Origin of the sequence: Paenibacillus sp. NPDC056579 (assembly GCF_042793215.1) — a bacterium.
Classification (GTDB): Bacteria; Bacillota; Bacilli; order Paenibacillales; family NBRC-103111; genus Paenibacillus_S.
In genome coordinates this window covers 40,461-64,500 of sequence record NZ_JBHTVD010000020.1, presented here as the reverse complement: position 1 = coordinate 64,500, position 24,040 = coordinate 40,461, and the positions used below count along the sequence as shown (strand labels likewise).

Annotated in this window: 27 protein-coding genes and 1 riboswitch; of the genes, 26 read left to right on the top strand and 1 reads right to left on the bottom strand. The window is 51.5% G+C overall.

The window, feature by feature from the left end:
- Positions 1–121: 121 nt before the first annotated feature.
- From ACFQ88_RS38205 to rsmI, 14 genes are all read left to right on the top strand, one after another.
- On the top strand, positions 122–1,000 hold the full coding sequence (locus ACFQ88_RS38205) for a carbohydrate ABC transporter permease (protein WP_239630869.1): 879 nt from the start codon (positions 122–124) through the stop codon (positions 998–1,000).
- A gap of 153 nt (positions 1,001–1,153) precedes the next feature.
- The gene (locus ACFQ88_RS38200) at positions 1,154–1,921 is read left to right on the top strand and encodes a carbohydrate ABC transporter permease (protein WP_379463031.1); all 768 of its coding nucleotides are present in this window, start codon (positions 1,154–1,156) and stop codon (positions 1,919–1,921) included.
- A gap of 48 nt (positions 1,922–1,969) precedes the next feature.
- Positions 1,970–3,262, top strand: coding sequence for an ABC transporter substrate-binding protein (locus tag ACFQ88_RS38195; protein WP_239630870.1), 1,293 nt, complete (start codon positions 1,970–1,972; stop codon positions 3,260–3,262).
- Positions 3,263–3,341: 79 nt separating this feature from the next.
- Complete coding sequence (locus ACFQ88_RS38190) at positions 3,342–4,109, top strand: glycerophosphodiester phosphodiesterase family protein (protein ID WP_379463008.1); 768 nt, start codon at positions 3,342–3,344, stop codon at positions 4,107–4,109.
- An 11-nt stretch (positions 4,110–4,120) separates the two neighbouring features.
- Positions 4,121–5,806, top strand: coding sequence for a ribulokinase (locus ACFQ88_RS38185; protein WP_379463029.1), 1,686 nt, complete (start codon positions 4,121–4,123; stop codon positions 5,804–5,806).
- A gap of 88 nt (positions 5,807–5,894) precedes the next feature.
- Positions 5,895–6,983 (top strand): phage baseplate protein, encoded by a 1,089-nt coding sequence (locus ACFQ88_RS38180; protein WP_379463006.1) that lies wholly within the window; start codon positions 5,895–5,897, stop codon positions 6,981–6,983.
- A gap of 193 nt (positions 6,984–7,176) precedes the next feature.
- On the top strand, positions 7,177–7,818 hold the full coding sequence (tmk, locus tag ACFQ88_RS38175) for a dTMP kinase (protein ID WP_379463004.1): 642 nt from the start codon (positions 7,177–7,179) through the stop codon (positions 7,816–7,818).
- A 291-nt stretch (positions 7,819–8,109) separates the two neighbouring features.
- On the top strand, positions 8,110–8,439 hold the full coding sequence (locus ACFQ88_RS38170) for a cyclic-di-AMP receptor (protein ID WP_239630874.1): 330 nt from the start codon (positions 8,110–8,112) through the stop codon (positions 8,437–8,439).
- Between the two features lie 18 nt (positions 8,440–8,457).
- Positions 8,458–8,904, top strand: a complete 447-nt coding sequence (locus ACFQ88_RS38165) for a YaaR family protein (RefSeq protein WP_239630875.1) — start codon at positions 8,458–8,460, stop codon at positions 8,902–8,904.
- Between the two features lie 63 nt (positions 8,905–8,967).
- Positions 8,968–9,945 carry a DNA polymerase III subunit delta' gene (holB, locus tag ACFQ88_RS38160; protein WP_379463001.1) on the top strand — a complete coding sequence of 326 codons (978 nt, stop codon included), beginning with the start codon at positions 8,968–8,970 and terminating at the stop codon, positions 9,943–9,945.
- A gap of 2 nt (positions 9,946–9,947) precedes the next feature.
- Positions 9,948–10,754, top strand: coding sequence for a PSP1 domain-containing protein (locus ACFQ88_RS38155; protein ID WP_239630877.1), 807 nt, complete (start codon positions 9,948–9,950; stop codon positions 10,752–10,754).
- A 30-nt stretch (positions 10,755–10,784) separates the two neighbouring features.
- A complete protein-coding gene (gene yabA, locus ACFQ88_RS38150) occupies positions 10,785–11,138 on the top strand; it encodes a DNA replication initiation control protein YabA (protein ID WP_239630878.1) in 354 nt (117 codons plus the stop codon).
- 64 nt (positions 11,139–11,202) lie between these two features.
- Positions 11,203–11,973, top strand: coding sequence for a tRNA1(Val) (adenine(37)-N6)-methyltransferase (locus tag ACFQ88_RS38145; protein WP_379462998.1), 771 nt, complete (start codon positions 11,203–11,205; stop codon positions 11,971–11,973).
- 15 nt (positions 11,974–11,988) lie between these two features.
- The gene (gene rsmI / locus ACFQ88_RS38140) at positions 11,989–12,867 is read left to right on the top strand and encodes a 16S rRNA (cytidine(1402)-2'-O)-methyltransferase (RefSeq protein WP_379462996.1); all 879 of its coding nucleotides are present in this window, start codon (positions 11,989–11,991) and stop codon (positions 12,865–12,867) included.
- 360 nt (positions 12,868–13,227) lie between these two features.
- Here the strand turns inward: rsmI and ACFQ88_RS38135 are convergent, their stop codons facing one another.
- Positions 13,228–13,482: an AbrB/MazE/SpoVT family DNA-binding domain-containing protein gene (locus tag ACFQ88_RS38135; protein ID WP_010501678.1), complete on the bottom strand. Its 255-nt coding sequence runs from the start codon at positions 13,480–13,482 to the stop codon at positions 13,228–13,230.
- A gap of 358 nt (positions 13,483–13,840) precedes the next feature.
- Between ACFQ88_RS38135 and ACFQ88_RS38130 the strand changes: the two genes are divergently transcribed.
- The 12 genes from ACFQ88_RS38130 to spoVG all read left to right on the top strand — a co-directional run bounded on the left by ACFQ88_RS38130 (position 13,841) and on the right by spoVG (position 23,986).
- Positions 13,841–15,118 (top strand): HD domain-containing protein, encoded by a 1,278-nt coding sequence (locus tag ACFQ88_RS38130; protein ID WP_379462994.1) that lies wholly within the window; start codon positions 13,841–13,843, stop codon positions 15,116–15,118.
- 52 nt (positions 15,119–15,170) lie between these two features.
- A complete protein-coding gene (locus ACFQ88_RS38125; protein WP_379462992.1) occupies positions 15,171–15,938 on the top strand; it encodes a TatD family hydrolase in 768 nt (255 codons plus the stop codon).
- Positions 15,939–16,162: 224 nt separating this feature from the next.
- Positions 16,163–16,358: riboswitch (cyclic di-AMP (ydaO/yuaA leader) on the top strand.
- 285 nt (positions 16,359–16,643) lie between these two features.
- Positions 16,644–17,783: a resuscitation-promoting factor gene (locus ACFQ88_RS38120; protein WP_239630883.1), complete on the top strand. Its 1,140-nt coding sequence runs from the start codon at positions 16,644–16,646 to the stop codon at positions 17,781–17,783.
- Between the two features lie 103 nt (positions 17,784–17,886).
- Positions 17,887–18,432 (top strand): ribonuclease M5, encoded by a 546-nt coding sequence (gene rnmV, locus ACFQ88_RS38115; protein WP_239630884.1) that lies wholly within the window; start codon positions 17,887–17,889, stop codon positions 18,430–18,432.
- Positions 18,433–18,438: 6 nt separating this feature from the next.
- The gene (rsmA, locus tag ACFQ88_RS38110) at positions 18,439–19,341 is read left to right on the top strand and encodes a 16S rRNA (adenine(1518)-N(6)/adenine(1519)-N(6))-dimethyltransferase RsmA (RefSeq protein WP_239630885.1); all 903 of its coding nucleotides are present in this window, start codon (positions 18,439–18,441) and stop codon (positions 19,339–19,341) included.
- A gap of 133 nt (positions 19,342–19,474) precedes the next feature.
- Entirely contained in the window at positions 19,475–20,359 is an 885-nt protein-coding gene (gene yabG / locus ACFQ88_RS38105) for a sporulation peptidase YabG (RefSeq protein ID WP_379462989.1), read from the top strand.
- A gap of 186 nt (positions 20,360–20,545) precedes the next feature.
- The gene (veg, locus tag ACFQ88_RS38100) at positions 20,546–20,818 is read left to right on the top strand and encodes a biofilm formation stimulator Veg (protein WP_239630887.1); all 273 of its coding nucleotides are present in this window, start codon (positions 20,546–20,548) and stop codon (positions 20,816–20,818) included.
- A 135-nt stretch (positions 20,819–20,953) separates the two neighbouring features.
- Entirely contained in the window at positions 20,954–21,172 is a 219-nt protein-coding gene (locus tag ACFQ88_RS38095) for a small, acid-soluble spore protein, alpha/beta type (RefSeq protein WP_239630888.1), read from the top strand.
- 105 nt (positions 21,173–21,277) lie between these two features.
- On the top strand, positions 21,278–22,132 hold the full coding sequence (gene ispE, locus ACFQ88_RS38090) for a 4-(cytidine 5'-diphospho)-2-C-methyl-D-erythritol kinase (protein ID WP_239630889.1): 855 nt from the start codon (positions 21,278–21,280) through the stop codon (positions 22,130–22,132).
- Between the two features lie 225 nt (positions 22,133–22,357).
- Positions 22,358–23,185 carry a pur operon repressor gene (gene purR / locus ACFQ88_RS38085; RefSeq protein ID WP_239630890.1) on the top strand — a complete coding sequence of 276 codons (828 nt, stop codon included), beginning with the start codon at positions 22,358–22,360 and terminating at the stop codon, positions 23,183–23,185.
- Positions 23,186–23,192: 7 nt separating this feature from the next.
- A complete protein-coding gene (locus tag ACFQ88_RS38080) occupies positions 23,193–23,582 on the top strand; it encodes a RidA family protein (RefSeq protein WP_379462985.1) in 390 nt (129 codons plus the stop codon).
- Between the two features lie 119 nt (positions 23,583–23,701).
- Complete coding sequence (gene spoVG, locus ACFQ88_RS38075) at positions 23,702–23,986, top strand: septation regulator SpoVG (RefSeq protein WP_028551906.1); 285 nt, start codon at positions 23,702–23,704, stop codon at positions 23,984–23,986.
- The last annotated feature ends 54 nt before the right edge of the window (positions 23,987–24,040 follow it).

Sequence of the window (24,040 nt, the reverse complement as noted above, 5' to 3'; positions counted from 1 at the left end):
TGCAAGTAAATAAACCGGCATCGGCTGGCAGATGCATCCGGGTACTTGACAGCTTTGAAAGCGCAATCATAAAATGGATGCACGCTTGCTTGATGAAAATGCGTAGAAAGAAGGAGGCAGCATGAGGAAACGAAAACTATGGGAATCGGTTCGTCCTTACATCATGATCGCGCCGGCTATGCTCGGCATCATCTTGTTCGTCCTTTATCCGGTGCTGTATTTGCTCAAATTAAGCTTCTACAAATACAATTTGCTGAACAAAGCCAAGAGCAAATTCGTAGGCCTGGACAACTTCAAGGAGATTTTCTCCCGTGGCGATTTCTATCATTCTTTGCTCAATACGGTGATTTATACCGTCGGTGTCGTTTTCCTAACCTTGGCCTTATCTCTCCTCATTGCCGTATGGCTCAAGAAAAAATCGCGCTTTAACGAAGTGATTCAAGCGGGTATTTTTACGCCTCACATTATTTCTATCGTCTCCGTCGCACTGGTATGGATGTGGCTCATGGAGCCGAGTCACGGCATGCTCAATTACATGCTGAAAGCGGTCGGGCTACCCCCGATGCCTTGGCTCCAAAGCTCCAGCACCTCGCTCTTGTCCGTTATTATCGTTTCGGTGTGGCAGGGAATCGGCTATTACACCTTGATTATCGTTGCGGCGCTGCACGGAGTGAATCCTCAAATTTATGAAGCGGCGGAGCTCGACAGCGCCGGCAAGGCCGACGTATTTTTCCGGATTACGCTGCCGCTGATTTCACCACAGATCTTCTTTATTCTGATCATTATGACCATCGGTTCGTTCAAAGTGTTCGATACGGTAAAAATCATGACCGGAGGCGGACCGAGCGGATCTACAACCACCCTCGTTTACTACATTTACGAATTCAGATCGAACAGTATCGGATATGCCTCGGCTACAGGGGTCGTATTGATGGCGATTATTGCCGTGCTCACCTTCATTTATTTCCGAGTGCTGTCAAAGAGAGTTCATTACCAATAACTCGGCTATTCATGCGACCAAGGAGGTGTCCTTCCTGTGTTAGTACAGCAAGAAAAAAGTGTAGAAAGCGTCCGTACCTACAGCGTCCGGTCGGCTTCATGGCTTAGACCGTTCCGTTGGACCGTCGGCGTACTGCTGAAAGCGGTCGTCCTTATGGCCTTCATCTTCCCGTTCTTATGGATGATCTCCACCTCACTGCAAACCTTTGAGGAGACAATGACCTTTCCGCCAACATGGCTTCCGGCGGTTCCGCAGTGGAGCAACTTTGTTAAAGCGATGAGCGCCGGTCCGTTCGTGACGTATGCCCGAAATTCCGTGATCGTGACGCTGTCCATCATCGTCCTGCAAGCGGCGGTCATGATCCCGGCGGCGTATGCTTTTGCCAAGTATAAGTTCAAGGGGAGCGCGCTCTTCTTCGGGACAGTACTGCTGGCGTTCATGATTCCGGGGCAGGTGACGTTTATCCCGGTCTATTTGATGCTCGCGGATGCGGGGCTTATCAAGTCACTATGGCCTCAAATCATTCCGTTCATGTCGAATGCTTTCGGTATTTTCCTTCTGCGCCAATATTTCATGCAGATTCCGCACGAGCTGGTCGAGGCTGCACGTCTAGACGGCGCAAGCGAGCTTATGATCATGCGGCGCATTATGATCCCAATGTCTATGCCGGCCCTGGCCACGATCGCGCTATTCAGCTTCGTCAGCCATTGGAACGACTATTTTTGGCCGCTCGTCATGACGGATTCAGCAGCGGTTCGCCCTCTTACCATGGGGATTGCGATGCTGAGAGAGACCGAAGGAATCAGCAACTGGCACATTATTATGGCCGGCAACGTAGTTCTGGTCGTTCCCATCCTTATCGTTTATATGTTTGCTTCCAAGCAAATCGTCAAGGCGTTCGTTTATTCCGGTATCAAGTAATGAGACAGACCGGCGATAACCAATCCAAATCTAAAGGAGATAATCACAATGAGGAAAAAGCTTCCGGCAATAGTAATGGCAACGGCGATGACGGCCAGTCTGCTCGCAGGGTGTTCGGGAGGAGCGACGGAGCCCGCGGCGAATCCTCCTTCCAATGCGGCGGGCGGCAAGACGACGGTGCAATTTTGGCACTCCCTGGGCGGGAAAAACGGCGACTACATCAATGAGATGATCAAACGGTTCAACGAAACGCACGACAAAATCGAAGTGGTAGGCACATTCCAAGGCTCGTATGACGAGACGGTAACCAAGCTTCAACAAGCGGTTGCGGCCAAAACCGGACCGGACGTCACGATGCTCGAGCGCGCTTACGTACAAATGTTCGCTGACTCGGAAGTGTTGGAGGATATGACGCCTTATATGAAAAAGTCCAACATGACCGCCGACGATTTCCCGCAAGGGCTGATGGGCCATTCTACATTTAATAAAAAGCTCGTTTCCTTGCCGTTTAACCGCTCCACTCCGATTCTGCACGTCAACAAGACGATGCTTGACGAAAAAGGGCTGGCCATTCCAAAAACATGGGAGGACCTGAAAAAGGTAGCCAATGCACTGGTCGTAAAAGAAAACGGGGAATACAAGCGGTATGGTTTCAGTATGCCTTATGACACCTGGTATCCTATTGCAATGATTTCCCAGGCGAAAGGGAAGTTCTTCAATGACGCCGGCACATCTATCGGCTTTACTAACGGAGAAGGCGAAAAAACGTTCAAGTTCCTGAAAGAGCTGCAAGGCACAGGCGCCTTGTACTATCCTCCGGCGCAAGACTCGGGCAATATCGTCAATCAGATGTTCACCAGCGGCAAAATCGGCATGATGTTCCAGTCGACGGGGGTTATCGGTAGCTTGAAGGACAGCGCCAAGTTCGAGTATGTTACGGCTTACTTGCCGATGGATCAAGTGTATGCTACACCGACAGGGGGAGCGAATATCTCCATTATGTCCGGCTCGCAAGCCAAAGACGCGGCATGGGAGTTTGTGAACTGGGCAATGACCGATCCTAAGGGCGGCTTGCAGTTTATACTCGATTCCGGTTACCTTCCATTTACGAAGAAGATGGTAGAATCGCAGCAAATGAAGGATTTGTGGGCCAAGGAGCCGAACCGCAAAGTCGCATACGATCAGCTTCAGTACGCAGTCGATACGAATAAGCATGTTGCGTGGACGCAAGTGATGCAGGAGTTCTTCAAGGCCATCCAGGCGATTATGTACGACAACAAGGATATCGCCAGCACGCTGGATACGTTCAAGAAGGAAACGGAACGTATTTTAAAGAAATAGTGCATTGTGTGAAGCAGACTTGAAAGAACCGCTTCAATTGGCCTGAAGGCGATATATAAATAGAAGGGATAGAAACCAAATGATAACCCGTTTGCAAACGAATCCGTCCATTATTGTTGCCGGCCACCGCGGCTGGAAATCCGCTTATCCGGAAAATACGCTTCTTTCTTTTCAAAGAGCGATTGAATTAGGGGTCGATATGCTGGAGTTCGACCTCCGGTTTTCCAAGGATAAAGTCGTCATGGTCATCCATGACCAAACTGTGGACCGGACAACTAACGGCACCGGTAAAGTAAGCGATCTTACATGTGCCGAGCTGAAGCAGCTCGATGCCGGAGGATGGTTCGGCAAAGTGTATGAAGGGTTGAAAATCCCTACATTCGAGGAGCTGTGCGAGCTGTTAGCCTCCTATCCGGACGTACTGCTCAATGTCGAGATTAAGCCTAGCCCCGATGCCAAAGAGGTTGCGGACGCGTCTATTGCCATCCTGGAGAAATACGATTTTATCCCGCGCTGTATATTCACCTGCTTCGATGCCGAGGTGCTTGCTTATATTCATGACACCTATCAATTGAAAACGCAGGGGTTCCCGGGCGAGCTGATGTCCAATTATGTTCCAGGGGAAGATGGCACCATATCGAAAATGTGGGCTGTCGGGATTAGCATGAAGCTGTTGACGCCGCAGCTGGTCCAGGATTATGAAAGGCAGGGCGTGCTTCCTTGGTGCTACTGTCCCGATACGGAGCAGCAGGTGTTCTACGCTATCGGGAGCGGGTCCTTGCTGATGACTGTGAACAATCCCGAGCCGGCCATCCAGATCCGTAAGCTGATCGAACGGAAGGGATGAGCGTGCAAACGATGGAACGGCGGTATACGATCGGGATCGATTTTGGAACGGAATCCGGCAGGGCGGTGCTAGTGGACACTTGCAGCGGGGAAGAGCTTGCGTGCCATGTCACCCGCTATCCCCATGGCGTCATGGACGAGTCCTTGCCCAGCACCGGCAAACGGTTGGGCCACGACTGGGCGCTTCAGCATCCCGACGATTACCTGCTGGTACTGCGGCAGTCGGTCCCGGAAGTGCTGCGAGCCGCGAGCGTCGATCCGGCACATGTTATCGGCATCGGAGTCGACTTCACGTCGTGCACGATGCTTCCTGTAGATGCCGACGGAAGGCCGCTTTGTGCGCTGGAATCGTTCCGCGATGAGCCGCACGCCTATGTCAAGCTGTGGAAACACCATGCCGCGCACAAGGAAGCGGCGCGAATTAACGAGCTGGCCCGGGCGAGGCGGGAGCCGTTCTTGAACCGCTACGGCGGGCAGACGTCCCCGGAATGGATGCTGGCCAAGGCGTGGCAAGTATTGAACGAAGCGCCCGAGGTGTACGAGGCGGCGCATCATTTTGTGGAGGCGGGGGACTGGATCGTCTCCCGTATGACAGGCAGGCTTACGCGAAGCGGCTGCGGTGCCGGCTACAAGGCGATGTGGCACAAAGCCGACGGATACCCGCCGGCATCCTTCCTCCGGGAGCTCGATCCCCGGCTCGAGCGCTTCGCGGACACGAAGCTGTCAGGGGATATTCTCCCTCTGGGAGCAAGAGCGGGAGAGCTGACGGACGAAGCGGCGGCGATGATGGGACTCTGTCCCGGCACGTCGGTTGCCGCGGCCATTATCGACGCGCATGCCGGCGTACCGGGGGCTGGGGCCGTGCGTGCCGGTCAGATGGTTATGGCGATGGGCACGTCTCTCTGCCATATGCTGCTTAGCGATAAAGAAGTACATATGGAAGGCGTAACGGGCGTCGTCGAGGACGGAATCATCCCGGGCTTGTTCGGCTATGAAGCGGGGCAGCCTGCGGTAGGAGACCTGTTCGGCTGGTTCGTCCGCCAAGCGTTATCACCCGAAGTCGCTCATGAGGCGCAAGAGAAAGGGATCGACGTGCACTCGCTTCTGGAGCGCCGCGCATCCTCCCTCAACCCCGGTGAGCACGGGCTGCTGGCGCTCGATTGGTGGAACGGGAACCGCTCGGTTCTGGCGGATACGGACTTGAGCGGCTTGATCGTAGGGCTCACGCTGCAGACGAAGCCGGAGGACATTTATCGTGCGCTTCTGGAAGCGACCGCCTACGGCACTCGCAAAATTATTGAGACTTATGAGGAAGCGGGGCTCGCGGTAGAGGAGCTGTTCGCTTGCGGCGGGCTGCCGCAGCGCAACCGGCTGCTGATGCAAATCTATGCCGATGTGACCGGACGCGAAATCAAGCTGTCCGCCTCCGCCCAGACACCGGCGCTGGGTGCCGCCATCTGGGGAGCCGTTGCCGCCGGCAAGCATATCGGGGGATATGACACCGTGATGGAAGCTTGCGCTAGTATGGCGAAGCTGAGGGAGGAGACTTTTCGGCCCGATCCGCAGCATAGGGCGGTATATGACCGGCTGTACGAGCAATACAATCGGCTGCACGATTTGTTTGGCGGCCGGGGCAGCTGTCAAATCATGCAGGAGCTGAAGCGGATCAAGCTGCAGCAAAGCCAAAGCCTTGCTTAGAATGAAAATAGGATGTCAGTGCAGTATCGTTGCTAACAGACCAGACCATAAGAGATCAAACCAGATCAAGCGGGAGGGTATGAATCCAATGAACAGTTTGTTTACGAAGAGCAAGCAATTGATCCGTACTTTATTCACGGGAAAACGTGCAGTGAAGCATGTGGCCTGCATTACTATTTTGAGCCTGCTTCCTATTCTGCAGCCCGTCGTTAGTGAGGGAAAGCCAGTGCTCCATTCGAAAATGTTCGACCTGTCGTCGGAGGCGACGGAAATCATCCGCGACAAAGCCTTACACAACGGTACCGTACTCCAATCGTTTGCTTTCGATAACGTGAACCGGCATATTTATGTCGTTCAGCTCATGGCTGGAGGACAGCAGCTTCCGGGAGAAAGCGCGCCTGTCAGCGGATCGGCGCGGGATAAGAACGGCGACTTGACGTTAACGCAGCTCGATTGGGATGGAAACGAGCTTGGGTACATGTTTTTGAAAGGCTTCGGCCACGGGGTTCAGATCGGAGTGGAGACCGTAGGCGAAACCGCATATTTGTGGACGGAGACGGACGCCGTCACGGAAGGCAGCAGCGGCTGGGGAACGCAAATCGCCCGATTCCCGTTTGAGAACGGAAGCATTATGACTCCAGATTCGCCGGAGCTCGAGAAGCACCGCTTGATCGAGGGCGCAGACCGCACCACGGTCAATATCGATCCGGCCAACGGGCTGCTGACAATGCGCTACCGCAAGGACGGCGCCTTCCGCTTCGGCGTCTACGATCTGGAGCAGGTAAAAAGCCGTAACTACGAACCGGTTGCCGACGTGCCGCAGCCTAAGGTAGGCACATTTCAAGGCTTCGCTTCCTACGGCGGCTATTTGTACCTGCTGGAGGGCACTTCCTACGGCTCGGGCGGATCCGAGCCTCCTACAGGCAACACGTACATCACTGTCGTGAGCTTGACATCCGGCGATGTCGTCGACAAGCAATTGATCACAGCGGGGAATACCTTATCGTTCCGGGAGCCGGAAGGGATGGCCATTCGGATTCCGGATGGGAAGCATCCGCAAAAAGCCGAGCTGAGCTTCGGCTTCGCCTCCAACTTCACGCCGTCACGGCTCGCGAATATATATTCTTTGGACCGGCTGATGCCGGAGCAGGCGCTTATTAAGAAAGATCGTCCTTAAGCTTAGCAGCCGCATGCTTTTGCATAACGCGCACTTCGTTGATATCAGCGAGGTGCGCGTTTTTTGTACCGGGGACGAGGAAAAGCTAGGTATTGAACGGCAAACAGTATATAATCATAGTAACCCTCTAAGGGATGCAATAAATAAATTACGAGAGCCGCAGGGCACTTATTATACGATTGGAGCAATCAAGATGCACAGAGGTATTTTCTTGACGGTCGAAGGCGGGGAAGGGGCAGGGAAGACGTCCGTCATTACGCTTGTCAGCGAATTTTTATCGTCGTCGGGGTATTCCGTGGTTACATCGCGGGAGCCGGGCGGAATTGAAATCGCCGAGCAAATCCGGTCCATCATTTTGGATACGAACCATACGAAGATGGAGGCGCGTACGGAAGCGCTTCTTTATACGGCGGCAAGAAGACAGCATTTGGTCGAGAAGATTGTGCCTGCTCTCGAACAGGGACAAGTCGTCATTTGCGACCGGTTCATCGACAGCAGTCTTGCTTATCAAGGCTATGCCAGGGGGCTCGGGATCGATGAAGTATTGACGATCAATCAATTTGCGATCGATCGGCTTTTTCCCGATTTGACTCTGTACCTCGATGTCCGTCCGGAGGAGGGGCTAAGAAGAATCCACTCCCGCCAGGGCCGGGAAATTAACCGGCTGGACCTGGAATCGCTCTCTTTTCACCAAAAAGTCCGCGAAGGGTACCTTCAGTTAGCCGAACGATTTGCGGACCGTATCGTCATCATAGACGCCAACCGCAGTATGGACGAAGTGTTCGTCGACGTGAAGGAACAGCTGCAGAGCTATCTGGACAAGCAAAAGCCATAAGCGGAGGCAGTACATGTCGCGATATTATAGTGCCGTTCGAACCCGGGAGGCCCTATCGGCATACAATAGCAGTGTATCCGGAATATTAAGGCTGCTTTGGGAATGGCAATGATGCTATTACGGTTCCCAAAACAGCTTTGCATGGAGCTAAGAAGGAATTGAATCGACCGGTGTCAAATTAATAGTTATGCAATATGTTTTACCATCATCTACAGACTACCTTCAGGCACTACAACATTTGCAGCAAGCTCCAACCGGAACGATTGTAAATTGTAAAGGAGGCCAACGCCAATGAAATTAGTGGTAGCCGTTGTACAAGATAAAGATAGCAACCGTCTGTCGAATGCGTTGATTAAAGAAGGGTTCCGCGCAACCAAGCTGGCCAGTACGGGCGGCTTCTTGCGGGCAGGCAACACGACGTTCATGATCGGGATTGAGGATGAACGGGTGAACGAAGTAATGCAGGTCATCAAGGCCAACTGCAAAATCCGCGAGCAAATCGTCACTCCGGTATCGCCTATGGGAGGTACGACGGATTCCTACATTCCGTTTCCTGTGGAGGTTCAGGTTGGCGGAGCGGCTGTTTTCGTCCTTCCGGTCGAACGATTCGAGCATTATTAATGAAGGGCAGGTTGCGGCGTGAAAATTAATCCGGGCTGGCGCCCTTTCGGTAAAGAAATTCAGCGCAGCGAAACAGCGTCCTCCCAACACCTGCAGCAAAAATCGTTCTCCGATATGATGCATCAGCAGGATGAGAGGGCGAGCCAAGAGCAGCTGCAGCGGATTCTCCAGCAAATTCACTTGCAGGGAGACCGGCTGTCACGGTCAATGACGGTCAGGGAGCTGCGGCAATATAAGCTGCTGGTGAAGCAATACCTGGAGGAGACGGCCCGCCGTGGGGTCCAACTGCGCGATACGCGCGGCTGGGACCGCCGCGGCCGTTCCAAGAGGTACAAGCTGTTGGAGGAGATCGACGAGCAGCTGCTTACTCTGGCCGACGAGTTGCTGGAGAGCGAGCAGGGGCGCATCGATCTGCTTCACAAGATCGGTGAAATCCGCGGCATGCTGATTAACCTTGCATTTTAATCAGCGGCCGTTAGGCATGAAATAAACCCATATATAATAGGAAAGGATTTTACGAAGACGGCGATGTCTTTTCAATCGATACAAGGACAGGAACGCGTAAAGCGTATATTGCAGAACAGTTTGCGCACGGACAAAGTATCCCATGCTTATATATTTACCGGGCCGGCGGGCACGGGACGCAAACAGATGGCGCTTGCTTTCGCGCAAGCGCTGTACTGCGAGGTGCTGCCTGACGACGCCTGCGGCGAGTGTCTCAACTGCCGTAAAGTAGAGCACGGCAACCACCCGGACCTGCACTGGATCCGTCCCGACGGCGCCTCTATCAAAATCGAGCAAATCCGTGAGCTGCAGAAGCAATTTTCGTACCGTGCCTCCGCCTCCGGGCCCAAAATGTACATTCTCGAAGATGCGGATAAAATGACGGTGCAGGCGGCGAACAGCCTGCTCAAATTTTTGGAGGAGCCTACTTCGCGGGTCGTCGCTATATTGATTTCCGATAACGGACAAGCCCTGCTGCCGACGATTCGCTCCAGGTCGCAATGGATTCCGTTCGCCCCAATGAGCCGGGACCGGATGGTTTCCATGCTGCAGGAGGAGGGGCAGCCTTCCGTTCTGATCCAGGCGGCCGTGCGGTTAGCGGCGGGTCCGGATGCGGCTCGGCAGATGATGCAAGGAAATGGGTTTGCAGAAATCAGAAATCTAGTGATACAATTAACAAAGGAGAGTATGTCCCGTTTGCCCACGGCACTGCTGACGGCTCAGCAAAAGCTGGCCAAGTCGGAGCTTTCGGATCAGCTACCTCTGTTTATGGATTTGCTCATTTTGTGGCTAAAGGACATGGTGCAGCTTCATCTCGGCAATCGTACGGATCTGGTTTATGCCGATCAAACCGATTGGATGGGCGGACTGGCCTTGTCTTACGATATGAAGCACTGGGTGCGGTGCTTGGAGCAGGCGGTCGAACAGCAGAAAAGGCTTCGCTTTCATGCCAACCCGCAGCTGGTGCTGGAGAAAATGTTAATGCAGCTGAAGGGGGTGTAGATTTGTACTCGGTAGTTGGCGTTCGTTTTAAGAAGGCCGGTAAAATATATTATTTCGACCCGATTGATTTGCCTGTCGATAAAGAGTGCTCGGTTATTGTCGAAACCGCTCGGGGAATAGAGTACGGAAAAGTAGTTATCGGCAGACGCGTGGTTCAGGAATCCGATGTCGTCCTGCCGTTGAAGAAAGTGATCCGGATTGCGGATCAGACGGATGCACAGCTGGTAGAGGATAATAAATCCGCAGCAAAGAACGCTTTTGCTATTTGTCAGGACAAAATTAGAGATCACCAGCTCAAAATGAAGCTGGTCGACGTTGAATATACATTTGATCGCAACAAGATCATCTTCTACTTTACAGCCGAAGGAAGAGTCGACTTCCGCGAGCTGGTGAAGGACTTGGCCGGCGTGTTCCGGACGAGAATCGAGTTGAGACAAATCGGGGTTCGCGATGAAGCCAAGATGCTGGGCGGTATCGGTCCTTGCGGAAGGATCCTGTGCTGTTCCTCCTTCCTGGGCGATTTCGAGCCGGTCTCGATCAAGATGGCGAAGGATCAGAACCTGTCTTTGAATCCAACGAAAATTTCCGGGCTGTGCGGCCGGTTAATGTGCTGTTTGAAATATGAGCATGATAACTACGAAAGTGCCAAGGATGATGTACCGCGTGTAGGCAACGATGTGATTACTTCATTAGGAGATGGCCGCGTGGTATCGTTAAATATTAACGAGCGTACCGTAAAAGTGCAGATTTATGAGCTCGGTAAAGTCATGGAGCTATCCTTTGACGATGTGGCGGAGCGGCAGTTTTAACGGTGGTTCCAGCTTTCTTGAGGTGAATGTGTGGATAAAAGAGACATTTTTGTTCAGATTGAGCAAATGGAAGAACAAATGGGTACCCTATACTCGGAGCTCGGACTGATGAAGAAGCAGATCATCGAGCTGCTGGAAGAAAATAACCGGTTAAGCATTGAGAATCAGCAGCTGCGCAAGCTGTTGAAGAAGGATGCCGAGCCGCCGGTTGCGGTCGTGCCCAAAATTCATGTCACCGCCGCACAGGCCAAGGAGCTTACAGGGGAAGGCTACGATAATTTGGCCCGACTGTACCATGAGGGCTTCCACATCTGTAATGTCTATTACGGTCATTTGCGGACGGAAGGCGATTGTCTGTTCTGCTTGTCGTTTTTAAATAAATAAGGAAACCGCCGTAGGGAGCCAGCTTCTCTACGGTTTTTTTTGAAGAAAGAGGAATCGTTCATCTATGGGAAAAGTAGACGTTCATATTAATGAAAGAATCGATGATTTACTGACCAACGATCTGAAAATTATCCAAAGCGACGAGGTGTTCAGCTTCTCGATGGATGCCGTACTGCTGGGAAGATTCAGCTATGTACCGCCCAGGGGGCGTGTCGTGGATCTGTGCACGGGCAATGGAGTCATTCCGCTGCTTCTGAGCACGCGGACGAAGGCTTCTATCGTCGGTGTGGAGATACAGGACCGGCTTGCCGATATGGCGGACCGCAATGTTCGAATCAATGACATGGAGGAGCAAATTCGTATCGTGCATGGCGACTTGCGGAATATTCACACCGAGCTCGGTAACGGTACGTTCGATGTGGTGACGGTCAATCCCCCTTACCTCCCGGTTCCTAACGGCGAGCAAAATGTAAACGAGCACGTGGCTGCGGCCCGTCATGAAGTGTTCTGCACGCTTGAGGATGTAGTAAGGACAAGCAGCCGGCTTGTGCGAAGCGGAGGCAGAGTGGCTATGGTGCATCGTCCGAGCCGGCTGGTTGAAATCTTTTGTACGATGCGTCAATATAAGTTGGAGCCGAAGCGAATCCGGTTCGTGCATCCCCGGGCAGGGGAGGAAGCGAACATGGTGCTGGTGGAAGCGCTGAAAGACGGGAAGCCGGAGCTGCGAACGCTTCCGCCGCTTATCGTTTACAAAAATAAAACGGAATATTGCGATGAGCTGATGGAGATTTATTACGGCAAACGAGACCAGCTTATCGAGCCAACCGTTACCTAACGGGGGAACCATCACTTGAACATTCAAAAAAGCTATCAGCAAAACGAAGAGGCGGCCGGTAAGCTGTATTTGGTCGGCACGCCCATCGGCAATTTGGAGGATATGACGTTTCGCGCGGTCCGAATCCTGAAAGAAGTGCAATGGATCGCGGCGGAGGATACACGGCAAACGCGCAAGCTGCTGACGCACTTCGACATATCGACGCGCCTTGTCAGCTATCATGAGCACAACAAGCACGCCAGCGGTCCGGAGCTCATCCGGATTCTTCAGTCCGGCGATGACATTGCGCTGGTAAGCGACGCGGGATTACCGGCTATATGCGATCCCGGTGCGGACCTGGTCCGGCAGGCAATCGCTGCAGGCATCGACGTCATTCCGATTCCGGGCGCGAATGCGGCCTTGTCGGCGCTGATCGTGTCCGGCCTGCCTACCGACCGCTTCACGTTCGCCGGCTTTCTGCCGCGCGACAAAAAGCCCCTAATGCAGGAGCTGCAAGCGCTGCAGCCGGTCAAAGAGACGCTGCTGTTCTACGAGTCTCCGCATCGGATCGTCAAGACGCTCGAGGCGATGCTGGAGGTGTGGAACCCGGAGCGGCAAATGTGTCTCATGCGCGAGCTGACGAAGAAGTACGAGGAAGCGGCGAGAGGTACGATTCAGGAATGCCTCGACCTGCTGAAGGAAGTGCCGCCGCAAGGCGAGTATGTCATCGTCGTAGAGGGCAGCACGGCTTCCGAGAGCGGGGATTCCGCCGCATGGTGGGAAGCCTTCAGCCTGGAGGAGCATGTGGAGCATTATACGACGCAGGGCGTCGACCGCAAGGAAGCGATCAAGCGGGCCGCCGCCGATCGCCAGATGCCTAAGCGGGAGCTGTATAATCTGCTTCACCGGCAGTAAAATTTTACAATATCTTTGAAAAAGGCCGATCGAAGCTATGCTCGATCGGCTTGTTTGTTAGCTCTACTATATAAATGGAGTTTGAACATTGCAAAAAAGGGAGTAAGGAAATGAACCGGAGAGTTCACGAGCCGCCTTTTAAGATGGATTATAACCTTAAAACTGAATAATAAGAATCCATCTTAAACAGCGGCCGGAGGTACATTCCTTCTCCCTAACCCGGTAATGTTCAAACTCCATCCCCACCCCAAAAAAAATCCCCAATTTCATAAAAAATCATGAATTGGGGAATAGAGGAGATATGAAAAAGGTTAGAATTACCTTAGTAAGAAGTGCTATCCTTATTATAACCTATTTTTTTTATTTTGTCACAGGTATTGGCATTTCGGATAAACATTCGTGACAAACAATTTTTCCTTTGAAGTAGGACACGTTTTCAGCGTTTCCACAGAAAATACAAGCAGGTTCATATTTCTTCAACATGATGCGCTCGCCGTCCACATAAATTTCCAAAGCGTCCTTCTCGCCGATGCCCAGCGTTCTGCGAAGCTCGATCGGAATAACGACACGTCCCAACTCGTCGACCTTTCTAACAATACCAGTAGATTTCATCATATATGATAAGTCCCCTCTCAATAAATTAATCGTCATGATTCGACATTCTTCTTAAGGTTTATGATACCAACCATTCCCAAAATAGTCAACTATCATTTTTGATTTTTACCCGTTAAAAATTGGAATGAAACCCTTCTTGTACAAAATTTAATTTATTAAACAAGTGAAAAACCTCAAAAAACAAAGGCTTTTAACTAAATGGGAATCGTAGTAATATGAATATATTGCATGTCCAAGAAATAATTTCAAGTCATATAATGTTCACATTTGGAAGTTGATTACGACAATATTCGACAAATCTACGGATTTTCCGTCTCATTTATTTTGTCGAATGCAACCAGGCTAAGGGGGAACCGACATGTCGAATCCATTGCGCGAAGAAAAAGTTTTCAAAGACCCTGTGCATAAATACATCTACGTGCAGGATCAGACCGTATGGGACTTGATTAATACCAAAGAATTTCAGCGCCTGCGCCGCATCCGGCAGCTGGGTACGTGCTTTTTGACCTTTCATGGAGCCGAGCACAGCCGGTTCTCCCATTCCTTGGGCGTCTACGAAGTCACCCGCAAAATCATCTCGCAGTTCGAACGCAACGGCTACGAGGATTGGCCGAGCGACGAGCGGCTGCTCAGCTTGTGTGCAGCGCTGCTGCATGACGTCGGGCACGGACCGTTTTCCCATTCCATCGAAAAAACGTTCGGCACGAACCACGAGGAATGGTCTTGCCGGATCGTTCTGGGAGACACGGAAGTGAACCGCGTGCTGAAGCAGGTATCCCCGTCATTTCCGCAGAAGGTGGCCGGTGTCATCGCCAAAACCTACAATCAGGAAATCGTCATCAGTCTCGTGTCCAGCCAACTGGATGCGGATCGGATGGATTACTTACTGCGCGATGCTTATTTCACCGGGGTCAATTACGGCACCTTCGACCTCGAGCGTATATTGCGGGTGATGCGTCCGTTCCAAGGGCACATTGTCGTCAAGGAAAGCGGCATGCACGCGGTGGAGGACTACTTGATGTCCCGTTACCAAATGTACTGGCAGGTCTACTTCCACCCGGTTACCCGCAGCGCCGAAGTGATTTTGCATAATATTTTTCAAAGAGCGAAACAGTTATATGAAGAAAACTACGCCTTCTCGTTTATGCTGCAGCCGCTGTTAAGCTTGTTCCGTCGTACGCTGACCGTAGAGGAGTACCTGCTGCTCGACGAAGCGTTCATGCAGACCGTGCTGATGCAATGGTCCGGCGAAGCCGATCCGATATTGTCCGACCTGTGCTCCCGTTTCTTAAACCGCAGGCTGTTCAAATATGTCACGCTGGAGCGGATTGATGTACAGCTGATCGAGCAGCTTCGTGATGCGATGACGGCTCTCGGAATCGATCCTGCGTTTTATCTCGAAATTGATTTCCCTTCGGATCTTTCGTATGATGTGTATCGTCCGGGCGAGCATGACGAAAAATTGCCGATTTTGCTGCTGGACCATAAAGAAGGGCTGACAGAAATTTCGCGCAAGTCGGAAATTGTCCGTTCAATCAGCGGCATCCACATGGGGAAATACCATCTTTATTTCCCGGAGGAGCTGCTCAGGGCTGACCTTAAGCCGGAGCACCGGAAGCTGCTTGGCGTAGAATAAAGCGCAGCAGCCTCATCCATACAGACTTCAATAAAGGAGACTTTGTTTACATATGCTGACCGATACGCACACACATTTAAACGCACCGCAATTCGATGAAGATCGACACGAGGTCATCCGGCGCGCGCAAGAGAACGGAATCAGTCGAATCGTCAATGTCGGATTTAACCGGGAAACGATCCCCACCTCGATCGCATTGGCAGAGCAATATGATTTCATTTATTCGACCGTGGGCTGGCATCCTCAAGACGCCAAGGATATGACGCCGGAGGACCTGAAGTGGATCGAGCAGCTATGCTCCCATCCCAAAGTCGTCGCTATCGGCGAGATCGGCCTGGATTACTACTGGGATACGTCATTCAAAGACGTGCAGGACCGCGTATTTCGCGAGCAGGTTCGGCTGGCCCGTAAATTGAACATGCCGATCGTTATCCATAACCGTGACGCGCATCAAGATATTATCCGTGTTCTCCGTGAGGAGAAGGCGTCGGAGGTCGGCGGCGTCATGCACTGCTTCTCGGGCAGCTGGGAGACGGCGAAGATGTGTCTCGATATGAACTTCTACATCTCGTTCGGCGGGCCGGTTACTTTCAAGAACGCCAAACAGCCGAAGGAAGTGCTTGAAAAGGTTCCTCTCGATCGGCTGTTGGTCGAAACCGATGCTCCATATTTGACTCCGCATCCTCATCGCGGCAAAAGAAATGAAACTGCGTATGTGAAATTAGTCGCAGAAACCGCTGCTCAAATCAAAGGGTTAACCTTGGAGGAGCTGGCTCACGCGACTACTAAAAATGCAGTTAGATTATTCGGTTTGGAGTAGAGGAATCCGGGGGTCAGGACAGCCCTTTTTTCGTCGAAATCGTGATAATTAAAGAAAATTGGTTAAAACAGTAAGTCAGTGCAAGAAAAATAAGGGTTTTCTTTTTGAAACTGCTAAAATTTGTTTGAATTGAACAAAAACGGACCTTTTTTGGCGAGTTTGTATACTTTACAACTTTATATCCGACAGCGTAAACTCAATATTAACTTAATACGATTACCAGATTTCCACTATCGCTGAGTTTCCGTAAGGGAAACGGGGGAACCGTAAGCTGACCTGTCTCGAATTTCAATAAGACTAAGGTCACAATTTCTGGGGTGAGTCTTGGTGAGGATGAACGGCTAACAATCCGATACCAAGTAGGGCGACTCTCAAGTCCGAATCCGTCAGCTAACCTCGTAAGCGTAAGAGAGAGGTAACGATTGTCGTGTGCTTTATTTCATTTTGATGAAATAACGAAAAGTCACGGGAAGAGTCCTCTTTCCGATGACTTTTTTTATGTTCTCCCGTTCATTGTGATACGAATCCGACAACATAACGACCGAATACCGGGGAGGTGCTGGCCGCACGCAGGAAGAAACGATATGGCCCGTAGGTTGCAGCCCTTAGTTGAATTAACGAAAGATTGCAAAACTTAAACCATAGTCGCGTCAGATGAAATCATGCGAAACACTCGACGGCGGGGCTTTGAAGGAGGACCGACAAGTGGGAGCTATTCAACACGAGCAAACCCATGTAAGACGATCATCCAGCATGTCCTTCGCATTGCGATGGAAGCATGAAAACTTGCGTTTGATATCGAAAGCAGCACTCATTTCATTCGCTTTGACTTTCATGTTTTTGATGATGTTATACGGTACGGCTACCAAGAAGGTATCCGTAGTTGTGAACGGACAGGAAACCGTTGTGTATACGAAGCAATGGGATCTGCAGCGTTTACTGGATGAGCAGAAGATTACTGTTGGAGAGCACGATAGGCTCTCGGCAGCGCTGGATTCGAAGGTGAAGAACGGTGACCGGATCACCATCGAGCATGCCAAGCCGCTTCAGCTTACGGCTGACGGCGAGCAGAAGACGCATTATACCGTTGCCACGACGGTAGGGGATGCTCTCAAAGATTTGAACGTCACGGTTGGGGAGCTGGATAAGGTAAATCCGTCGCTGGATGCCGAACTGCCTCCGAGCGGTGAGATTCAAATTGTCCGGGTCAAGAAAGAAATGGAAGAGGTTTCGGAAAAAGTAGCGTTTAGCGTAGTGAAGAAGAACGATCCGCAGCTGGTAAAGGGCAAAGAACAGATAGTGCAAGAAGGGCAAGAGGGCGTAGTCCTCAAAACTACGGAAAAGGTTTATGAAGATGGAGTCTTGGTCTCCGAGCAAGTGGTTGGTGAGAAGGTCCAAACGGAAAGCGTCAATAAAGTGGTCGCTATCGGGACGAAAAATCCGGTAGTCGTGTTGTCGGCGTCATCGCCGAATCTTCAAGAAGTAACCAAAGGCGGTGTGTCTTTTGGCGTGAAGCAGGTCATCAATAACGTGACCTTGACTGCATATACGGCAAGTGTAGCTTCTACGGGCAAAAGCGCGGAGCATCCGCAGTTCGGTATTACTTCATCGGGTACGAGAGTAACGGAAGGTCGAACAATTGCAGTGGATCCCAAAGTGGTTCCCCTGGGCTGGTGGGTTTATATCGATGGGCTTGGCTTCCGCAGAGCGGAGGATACGGGCAGCGCCGTGAAAGGCAACGTCATCGATGTGTATTTCGACAGCGGTTCTTATGCTAACAAATTTGGCATGAAGCGTGGGTATACGGTCTATGTCATTGGACCGAAGAAGCCGACGGCGGACTAAGGACCTGCAATTAGGGCAGACTCATAATATATAGGGTAACGGATGAGAAGAGGGATACCTCTTCTTTTTTCTGTGGTTGGCTTTCCAGAAAGAAGGTTGTAAGATGATAAAGGAAATTATTGTCGTTGAGGGCAAGGACGATACGACAGCCATTAAACGGGCGGTAGACGCCGAAACGATCGAGACCGGCGGGTCGGCGATCAATAAAGAGGTCATCAAAAGAATTCGCCTCGCGCAGCAGCGCCGGGGAGTGATCATATTAACCGATCCGGATCATGCGGGAGAGCGGATACGTAAAATCATTACGGCTCAGGTCAAAGGGTGCAAGCACGCTTTCATCACGCAGGAGGAAGCGACGAGCAAAGGCGATATCGGCGTCGAGAACGCGTCCGTGGACGTGATCCGCAAGGCGCTGGCAAACGTGCGCACCGATTATGAGGCGGAGGAGTCCGATATTACGTGGGAAGACCTTATCAACGCCGGGCTGATCGTTCATAATCAGGCGTCCGCGAGACGGATGGTAATGGGGAATCTGCTCGGGATCGGGTATTGTAACGGAAAGCAATTTTATAACCGCTGCCGGATGTTCCGCATTTCGCGGGAGGAATTCGCCGAGGCGTGGAAGCAACTTGAGGAAAAAGAGGGCTAGGAAACGATGGATACGATAAAACCAGGATTGACGGAGGATATTGCCTCCCCCAAAAAGACAAAAGAGCTTCTCCAGAGGCACGGCTTCACGCTGAAGAAAAGCTTGGGTCAAAATTTTCTGATTGACCCGAATATACTGCATAAGATCGTCTCTGCCGCGGGGCTTGACGCCGCCAAGGGGGCGCTGGAGATCGGCCCGGGCATCGGGGCTTTAACGCAGCAGCTGGCGAAGCTGGCCGGACGCGTCGTCGCCGTCGAGATCGATCAGCGGCTGCTGCCGCTGCTGGAGGAGACGCTCCATGCGTATCCCAACGCAAGCGTTGTCCATGGAGACGTGCTGAAGGTCGATCTGAAACAGCTGTTTCAGGATTACTTTGCAGGCGTGGATAAGGTTAGTGTCGTAGCGAACCTGCCGTATTACATCACGACGCCGATTATTATGAAGCTGCTCGAGGACAAGCTGCCGCTGGAGAATATCGTCGTTATGATCCAGAAGGAAGTGGCCGAGCGGATGTCGGCTAAGCCGGGCGGAAAAGATTATGGCAGCCTGAGCATCGCGGTGCAGTATTATTGCGAGCCGGAGATCGTGACGATCGTGCCTCACACCGTGTTCATTCCGCAGCCGAACGTCGATTCCGCTGTGATCAAGCTGAAGGTGCGGGAACAACCGGCCGTCGAGGTGCGCGACGAGGCGTTCTTCTTCGACGTCATCCAGTCCTCCTTCGTTCAGCGCAGGAAGACGATTTACAATAACCTGGCGTCGCGGTTTTTCACCAAGGAGACAAAGGGGCGGCTCGAGCCGATATTGCAGGAGGCGGGGATAGAGCCTTCGCGACGCGGAGAGACGCTCTCGATGGAGGAATATGCCAAGCTTAGCGAAGTGCTGGCTGAGGCTCTCGGACGCTCCTAGCAGGCCGTAGAGGCCTGTCACGGGCAATGGATGGACGGAACCCGGCGAGGCCAAGCTCCGGAGGCAAAAAAAGGCTCCCTGAATCACCAAATGCCTATTGACGCCATAGGATACACGAGGAGGCGATTTGGCCATGAAACAGGGAGACCTGGTCACTCGTAAGTCTTATGGTGGTGACATCATATTTAAAATTCAGGATATCATCCAGCAACAAGCGATATTGCGCGGGGTTGACTACCGGCTGCTGGCCGATGCTCCGATTTTCGATCTGGTCAACGCGCCGATGGATCCATATCAATATACGGTCGGCATTGAGCCCAAGTGGATGGAGAACATGCGCCGGGCCAGAACCAATCCATCGGCAGGGGAGACCTATTCGGGCTTTGGCGACACCCCGGGGGCTTTAGGCGAGAAGAAGATACCGGTCTATTTTGAAATGCCCGGGAAGGTGCTTCATTTGGACGGCGACCCGATGTATTTGCGCAAATGCATGAATTTATATGGGGAGCTTAGGGTTCCGGCGGAAGGCTTCTATGTCTCGGAGTCCCGGATGGCCGAGGCGTTATATAGGCTGCTGCCCCAAGTAAAGCCGGATATCGTGGTTATCACGGGGCATGACGGTATATTGAAAACGCGCAGAAACGGAGACATCGGGCAACTAAGCAGCTACAAGAATTCCCATCACTTCGTGAGTGCGGTCAAAGTGGCGCGGCAGTACGAAAAAAATAAAGATACGCTAACGGTAGTCGCAGGGGCTTGTCAGTCTCATTTTGAAGCGCTTATGCAGGCAGGGGCAAACTATGCCAGCTCTCCGGCCCGTGTGCTCATTCATGCGCTTGATCCTTTGTGCGTTGCGGTGAAGGTCGCTTATACGCCGATCCGCGATACCGTCAATATAGTGGATGTGATCGGCTTGACCCATAGCGGATTGGAAGGCTTGGGTGGAGTGGAATCGCGCGGCAGCTTTCGCAGAGGAGTTCCCATTATTCAAAATAATATACCGCTTCAAGCACCCTAGGGTGCTTTTTGTTTTAAATTTTGACAATTTGGTGAACGAAAAAGGAGGGGAATATCGTAAAAACTCGGGATTTCGGGGAAAAATGGCGTTGACAACCGGTTTGTATCGCTGATATAATATTTGTTCTTATTTGACATACTACCTCTATTGGGTTATAATTTACAAGGAAAGAGGTGGTAGTGGTCAATGGCAAAAAATTCGCTATTGGATATCAAACGCAGTTTGGAACCTCATGTCGGACAGAAAATCATGTTGAGAGCAAACGGCGGTCGCCGCAAGACGATCGAACGATCCGGTGTATTGGAGGAAACCTACCCTTCCGTTTTTATCGTGAAGCTGGATCAGGAGCAGAACGCTTTCAAACGAGTCTCATACAGCTACGCAGATATACTGACAGAGTCCGTTGAAGTAACGGTATGCAATGATGACGGACAAGTTCGTATAACCATACAGCAATAGAGTTGCCAAGACGGTGCATCCTTTGGGGATGCGCCGTTTTTTGTTTCCGTAAGCATTGGCATTAAGCAGCAGTGTGCATGGGGAAAAAGCGACCGGGGCATACTACGCGTAACTACCGTAAAGGAGGATCCGCCAATGTCGCGTAGAAATCGTCGGGGCATGATGTCTGAGCAGTTTAAGTACGAGCTTGCGAAGGACCTTGGTTTTTATGAAACGGTACAGCGTGAGGGCTGGGGAGGTATACGAACCAAGGATGCGGGCAATATGGTAAAGAGAGCGATTCAAATTGCCGAGCAGACTATTTCGCAGCAGCCTCCGCAACAACCTCCGCAGCAGCCGCCGAGGTATAGATAACGTCCATTCGGGAGCTAGAGCACGCAGAGCGCTGCTTTAGCTTTTTTTTGTTTCCTTTTTGGTATAGTATTAAGGGATAGAATAGAGCTGTAAAGAAGGTGTCCTATGAAAGTTTTCGAAAAAGCGCCGGCTAAAATCAATTTGTCGCTGGACGTTCTGCATAAACGGGAGGATGGCTACCACGAAGTCGAAATGGTGATGACCATGGTGGACCTGGCGGACCGGATTGAAATGCAGGAGCTGCCCCGCGATACGATCATCATCTCCAGCCAGGCCGGATACATACCTTTGGATGAGAAAAACTTGGCTTTCCAGGCGGCTAAGCTGATCAAAGACCGCTACGATGTCAAGCAAGGAGTTTACATACATTTGGATAAAAAAATTCCGGTAGCCGCCGGGCTTGCCGGAGGCAGCAGCGATGCTGCGGCGACGCTGCGCGGGTTGAACAGGCTGTGGAAGCTGAACATCCCTACGGATGAGCTGCAGCGTCTTGGTGCGGAGCTTGGTTCCGATGTGCCCTTTTGCGTCACTGGCGGGACGGCGGTGGCGACAGGACGCGGCGAGAAGCTCGAGGCTATCGAATCCCCGCCGCAATGTTGGGTCGTATTGGCCAAGCCTCCCATCAACGTGTCCACATCGGAAATCTACGGCAAGCTGCGGGCGAACGCGATCAAGCATCATCCTTCTACCGCCCGGGTGATTGATGCGATCCGGCAAAAACGGTTTGACCTGCTTTGCGACAACCTCGGCAATGTGCTGGAGGAGGTTACGCTGGATTTATATCCGGAGGTACGCCAGCTCAAGGACTGTATGATCCGGCTGGGCGCAGACGGAGTACTGATGTCCGGAAGCGGGCCTACGGTATTCGGGCTGGTATCCAAGGAAGCGAAAGTGCCCCGTATTTACAACGGATTGCGCGGCTTCTGCAAAGATGTATATGCCGTTCGGCTTTTGACATGATCGGTTTGTGTTAGCTTCATGTTAGAATAATTTTCATGAATGATCTTGAATAAATACGGATAAAAATGATATATTCACTATATATTATTCGGATTTTTCTGCCCATGGCACGATTGCCGTGTGGGCTGCCGGACCGGCTGCGGATCTAACCGCAGTGCAGCTAGCTTGACAGCTGCTTGTACACGCAGCCAATGCATTTTTTTATCAATGAAGGGGGTTCTCCGCATGAAAAAGTTAAAACGAAGCGCAAGGTTGGTTGAAATGACCCAATACTTGCTTTTTCGCCCCCATACACTTATTCCTTTAACCACATTCGCAGACCGATACAATTCGGCCAAGTCTTCGATCAGCGAGGATTTGGCTATCATTAAAGAAGTGTTCGAGGAAGAAGGGCTGGGCGAATTACAGACACTGGCCGGAGCAGCCGGAGGAGTCAAATTTATACCGAAAGTCACCAAGGCGGCTTCTTTGCAATTTATCGAGAGCATCTGCCGTCAGCTGGAGCAGCCTGAGCGTATTTTGCCGGGAGGCTATATGTATATGTCCGACATCATGGGGCAGCCTTTTATTTTGAATGAAGTGGGCAAAATGTTCGCGACCGCTTTTGCGGGAAAAGATATCGACGTCGTGATGACGGTGGAGACGAAAGGGATTCCTCTCGCTTATGCAACGGCTACGTTCCTGAATCTTCCGGTCGTTATCGTGCGCCGCGACAACAAAGTAACCGAAGGCTCGGCGGTCAGCATAAACTACGTGTCCGGCTCGAACAAACGAATCCAGACGATGTCCTTGTCCCGCAGAGCGTTGAAGGAAGAGTCGAGAGTTCTGATCATCGATGACTTCATGCGGGTGGGCGGAACGGTCCACGGCATGATGGATTTGCTGAAGGAGTTTAACGCTACGGTCAAAGGTGTAGGCGTTTTCGTGGAGTCCGGAGAGGTGGAAGAGCATCTCATAGACGATTATATCTCTTTGGCGAAGCTGTCGGCGGTAGATCCGAAGACGAAGCAAATTACGGTAGAACCGGGAAATTACTTTACAGACGGAGAGTGAATGATCGATGAAATTGACCACTATCGCAACCAGTCAGGCACCAGCAGCTATCGGACCGTATTCCCAGGCCGTACAATTCGGCAACGTGCTGTTCACGTCGGGCCAAATCCCTCTTGGATTGGACGGACAAGTTGTCGGCGGAGGCATCGAGGAGCAGACGCATCAAGTGTTCCGCAATCTGGAAGCGGTGCTGTCGGAAGCGGGAGCAAAGTTCAGTGACGTCATCAAGGCAACCGTATTCATCAAGGACATGAATCAGTTCGCACAGGTGAATGAAATTTACGCTTCGTACTTTGGTGATCATAAACCGGCCCGTTCGACGGTCGAAGTAGCCCGTCTTCCCAAGGATGTGCTTGTCGAAATCGAACTGATCGCGGCGACCGGTGTCGAAAAATAATAAATTAATCAAATATTTATAAAATTATACATTTTTGATTAAAAGAAAGAAGGATTTTGCCCTAAAATGTGGAATTTTATATCCCAAGTCTCCCAGATGGAAAAAGGTGGTGAACACTAATGCAGATTACAGACGTTAGACTCCGTCGGGTTAACTCCGAGGGAAGAATGAAAGCCATTGCTTCCATTACCATCGACAACGAATTTGTGGTTCACGACATTCGTGTGATTGACGGTAACAACGGCATGTTCGTAGCAATGCCAAGTAAGCGCACACCAGACGGAGAGTTCAGGGATATTGCACATCCGATCTCTTCCACCACTCGTGAGAAGATTCAAGCTGCTGTTTTGGCTGAATACGATCGAGCGGCAACCGAGGAAGAAGTAATCGTTGAAGGGGCATAATTCAGCTGAGAGGAGGGCCGAGAGAGGCTCTCTTTTCTTTTGGCATGAATTCAT

What these genes read in the sequence shown, in the direction of transcription:
- ACFQ88_RS38205 (WP_239630869.1), top strand. Translation starts at nt 122, where the DNA reads ATGAGGAAACGAAAACTATGGGAATCGGTTCGTCCTTACATCATGATC.
- ACFQ88_RS38200 (WP_379463031.1), top strand. Translation starts at nt 1,154, where the DNA reads ATGGCCTTCATCTTCCCGTTCTTATGGATGATCTCCACCTCACTGCAA.
- ACFQ88_RS38195 (WP_239630870.1), top strand. Translation starts at nt 1,970, where the DNA reads ATGAGGAAAAAGCTTCCGGCAATAGTAATGGCAACGGCGATGACGGCC.
- ACFQ88_RS38190 (WP_379463008.1), top strand. Translation starts at nt 3,342, where the DNA reads ATGATAACCCGTTTGCAAACGAATCCGTCCATTATTGTTGCCGGCCAC.
- ACFQ88_RS38185 (WP_379463029.1), top strand. Translation starts at nt 4,121, where the DNA reads ATGGAACGGCGGTATACGATCGGGATCGATTTTGGAACGGAATCCGGC.
- ACFQ88_RS38180 (WP_379463006.1), top strand. Translation starts at nt 5,895, where the DNA reads ATGAACAGTTTGTTTACGAAGAGCAAGCAATTGATCCGTACTTTATTC.
- tmk (WP_379463004.1), top strand. Translation starts at nt 7,177, where the DNA reads ATGCACAGAGGTATTTTCTTGACGGTCGAAGGCGGGGAAGGGGCAGGG.
- ACFQ88_RS38170 (WP_239630874.1), top strand. Translation starts at nt 8,110, where the DNA reads ATGAAATTAGTGGTAGCCGTTGTACAAGATAAAGATAGCAACCGTCTG.
- holB (WP_379463001.1), top strand. Translation starts at nt 8,968, where the DNA reads ATGTCTTTTCAATCGATACAAGGACAGGAACGCGTAAAGCGTATATTG.
- ACFQ88_RS38145 (WP_379462998.1), top strand. Translation starts at nt 11,203, where the DNA reads ATGGGAAAAGTAGACGTTCATATTAATGAAAGAATCGATGATTTACTG.
- ACFQ88_RS38135 (WP_010501678.1), bottom strand. Translation starts at nt 13,482, where the DNA reads ATGATGAAATCTACTGGTATTGTTAGAAAGGTCGACGAGTTGGGACGT.
- ACFQ88_RS38130 (WP_379462994.1), top strand. Translation starts at nt 13,841, where the DNA reads ATGTCGAATCCATTGCGCGAAGAAAAAGTTTTCAAAGACCCTGTGCAT.
- ACFQ88_RS38125 (WP_379462992.1), top strand. Translation starts at nt 15,171, where the DNA reads ATGCTGACCGATACGCACACACATTTAAACGCACCGCAATTCGATGAA.
- rnmV (WP_239630884.1), top strand. Translation starts at nt 17,887, where the DNA reads ATGATAAAGGAAATTATTGTCGTTGAGGGCAAGGACGATACGACAGCC.
- rsmA (WP_239630885.1), top strand. Translation starts at nt 18,439, where the DNA reads ATGGATACGATAAAACCAGGATTGACGGAGGATATTGCCTCCCCCAAA.
- yabG (WP_379462989.1), top strand. Translation starts at nt 19,475, where the DNA reads ATGAAACAGGGAGACCTGGTCACTCGTAAGTCTTATGGTGGTGACATC.
- veg (WP_239630887.1), top strand. Translation starts at nt 20,546, where the DNA reads ATGGCAAAAAATTCGCTATTGGATATCAAACGCAGTTTGGAACCTCAT.
- ACFQ88_RS38095 (WP_239630888.1), top strand. Translation starts at nt 20,954, where the DNA reads ATGTCGCGTAGAAATCGTCGGGGCATGATGTCTGAGCAGTTTAAGTAC.
- ispE (WP_239630889.1), top strand. Translation starts at nt 21,278, where the DNA reads ATGAAAGTTTTCGAAAAAGCGCCGGCTAAAATCAATTTGTCGCTGGAC.
- purR (WP_239630890.1), top strand. Translation starts at nt 22,358, where the DNA reads ATGAAAAAGTTAAAACGAAGCGCAAGGTTGGTTGAAATGACCCAATAC.
- ACFQ88_RS38080 (WP_379462985.1), top strand. Translation starts at nt 23,193, where the DNA reads ATGAAATTGACCACTATCGCAACCAGTCAGGCACCAGCAGCTATCGGA.
- spoVG (WP_028551906.1), top strand. Translation starts at nt 23,702, where the DNA reads ATGCAGATTACAGACGTTAGACTCCGTCGGGTTAACTCCGAGGGAAGA.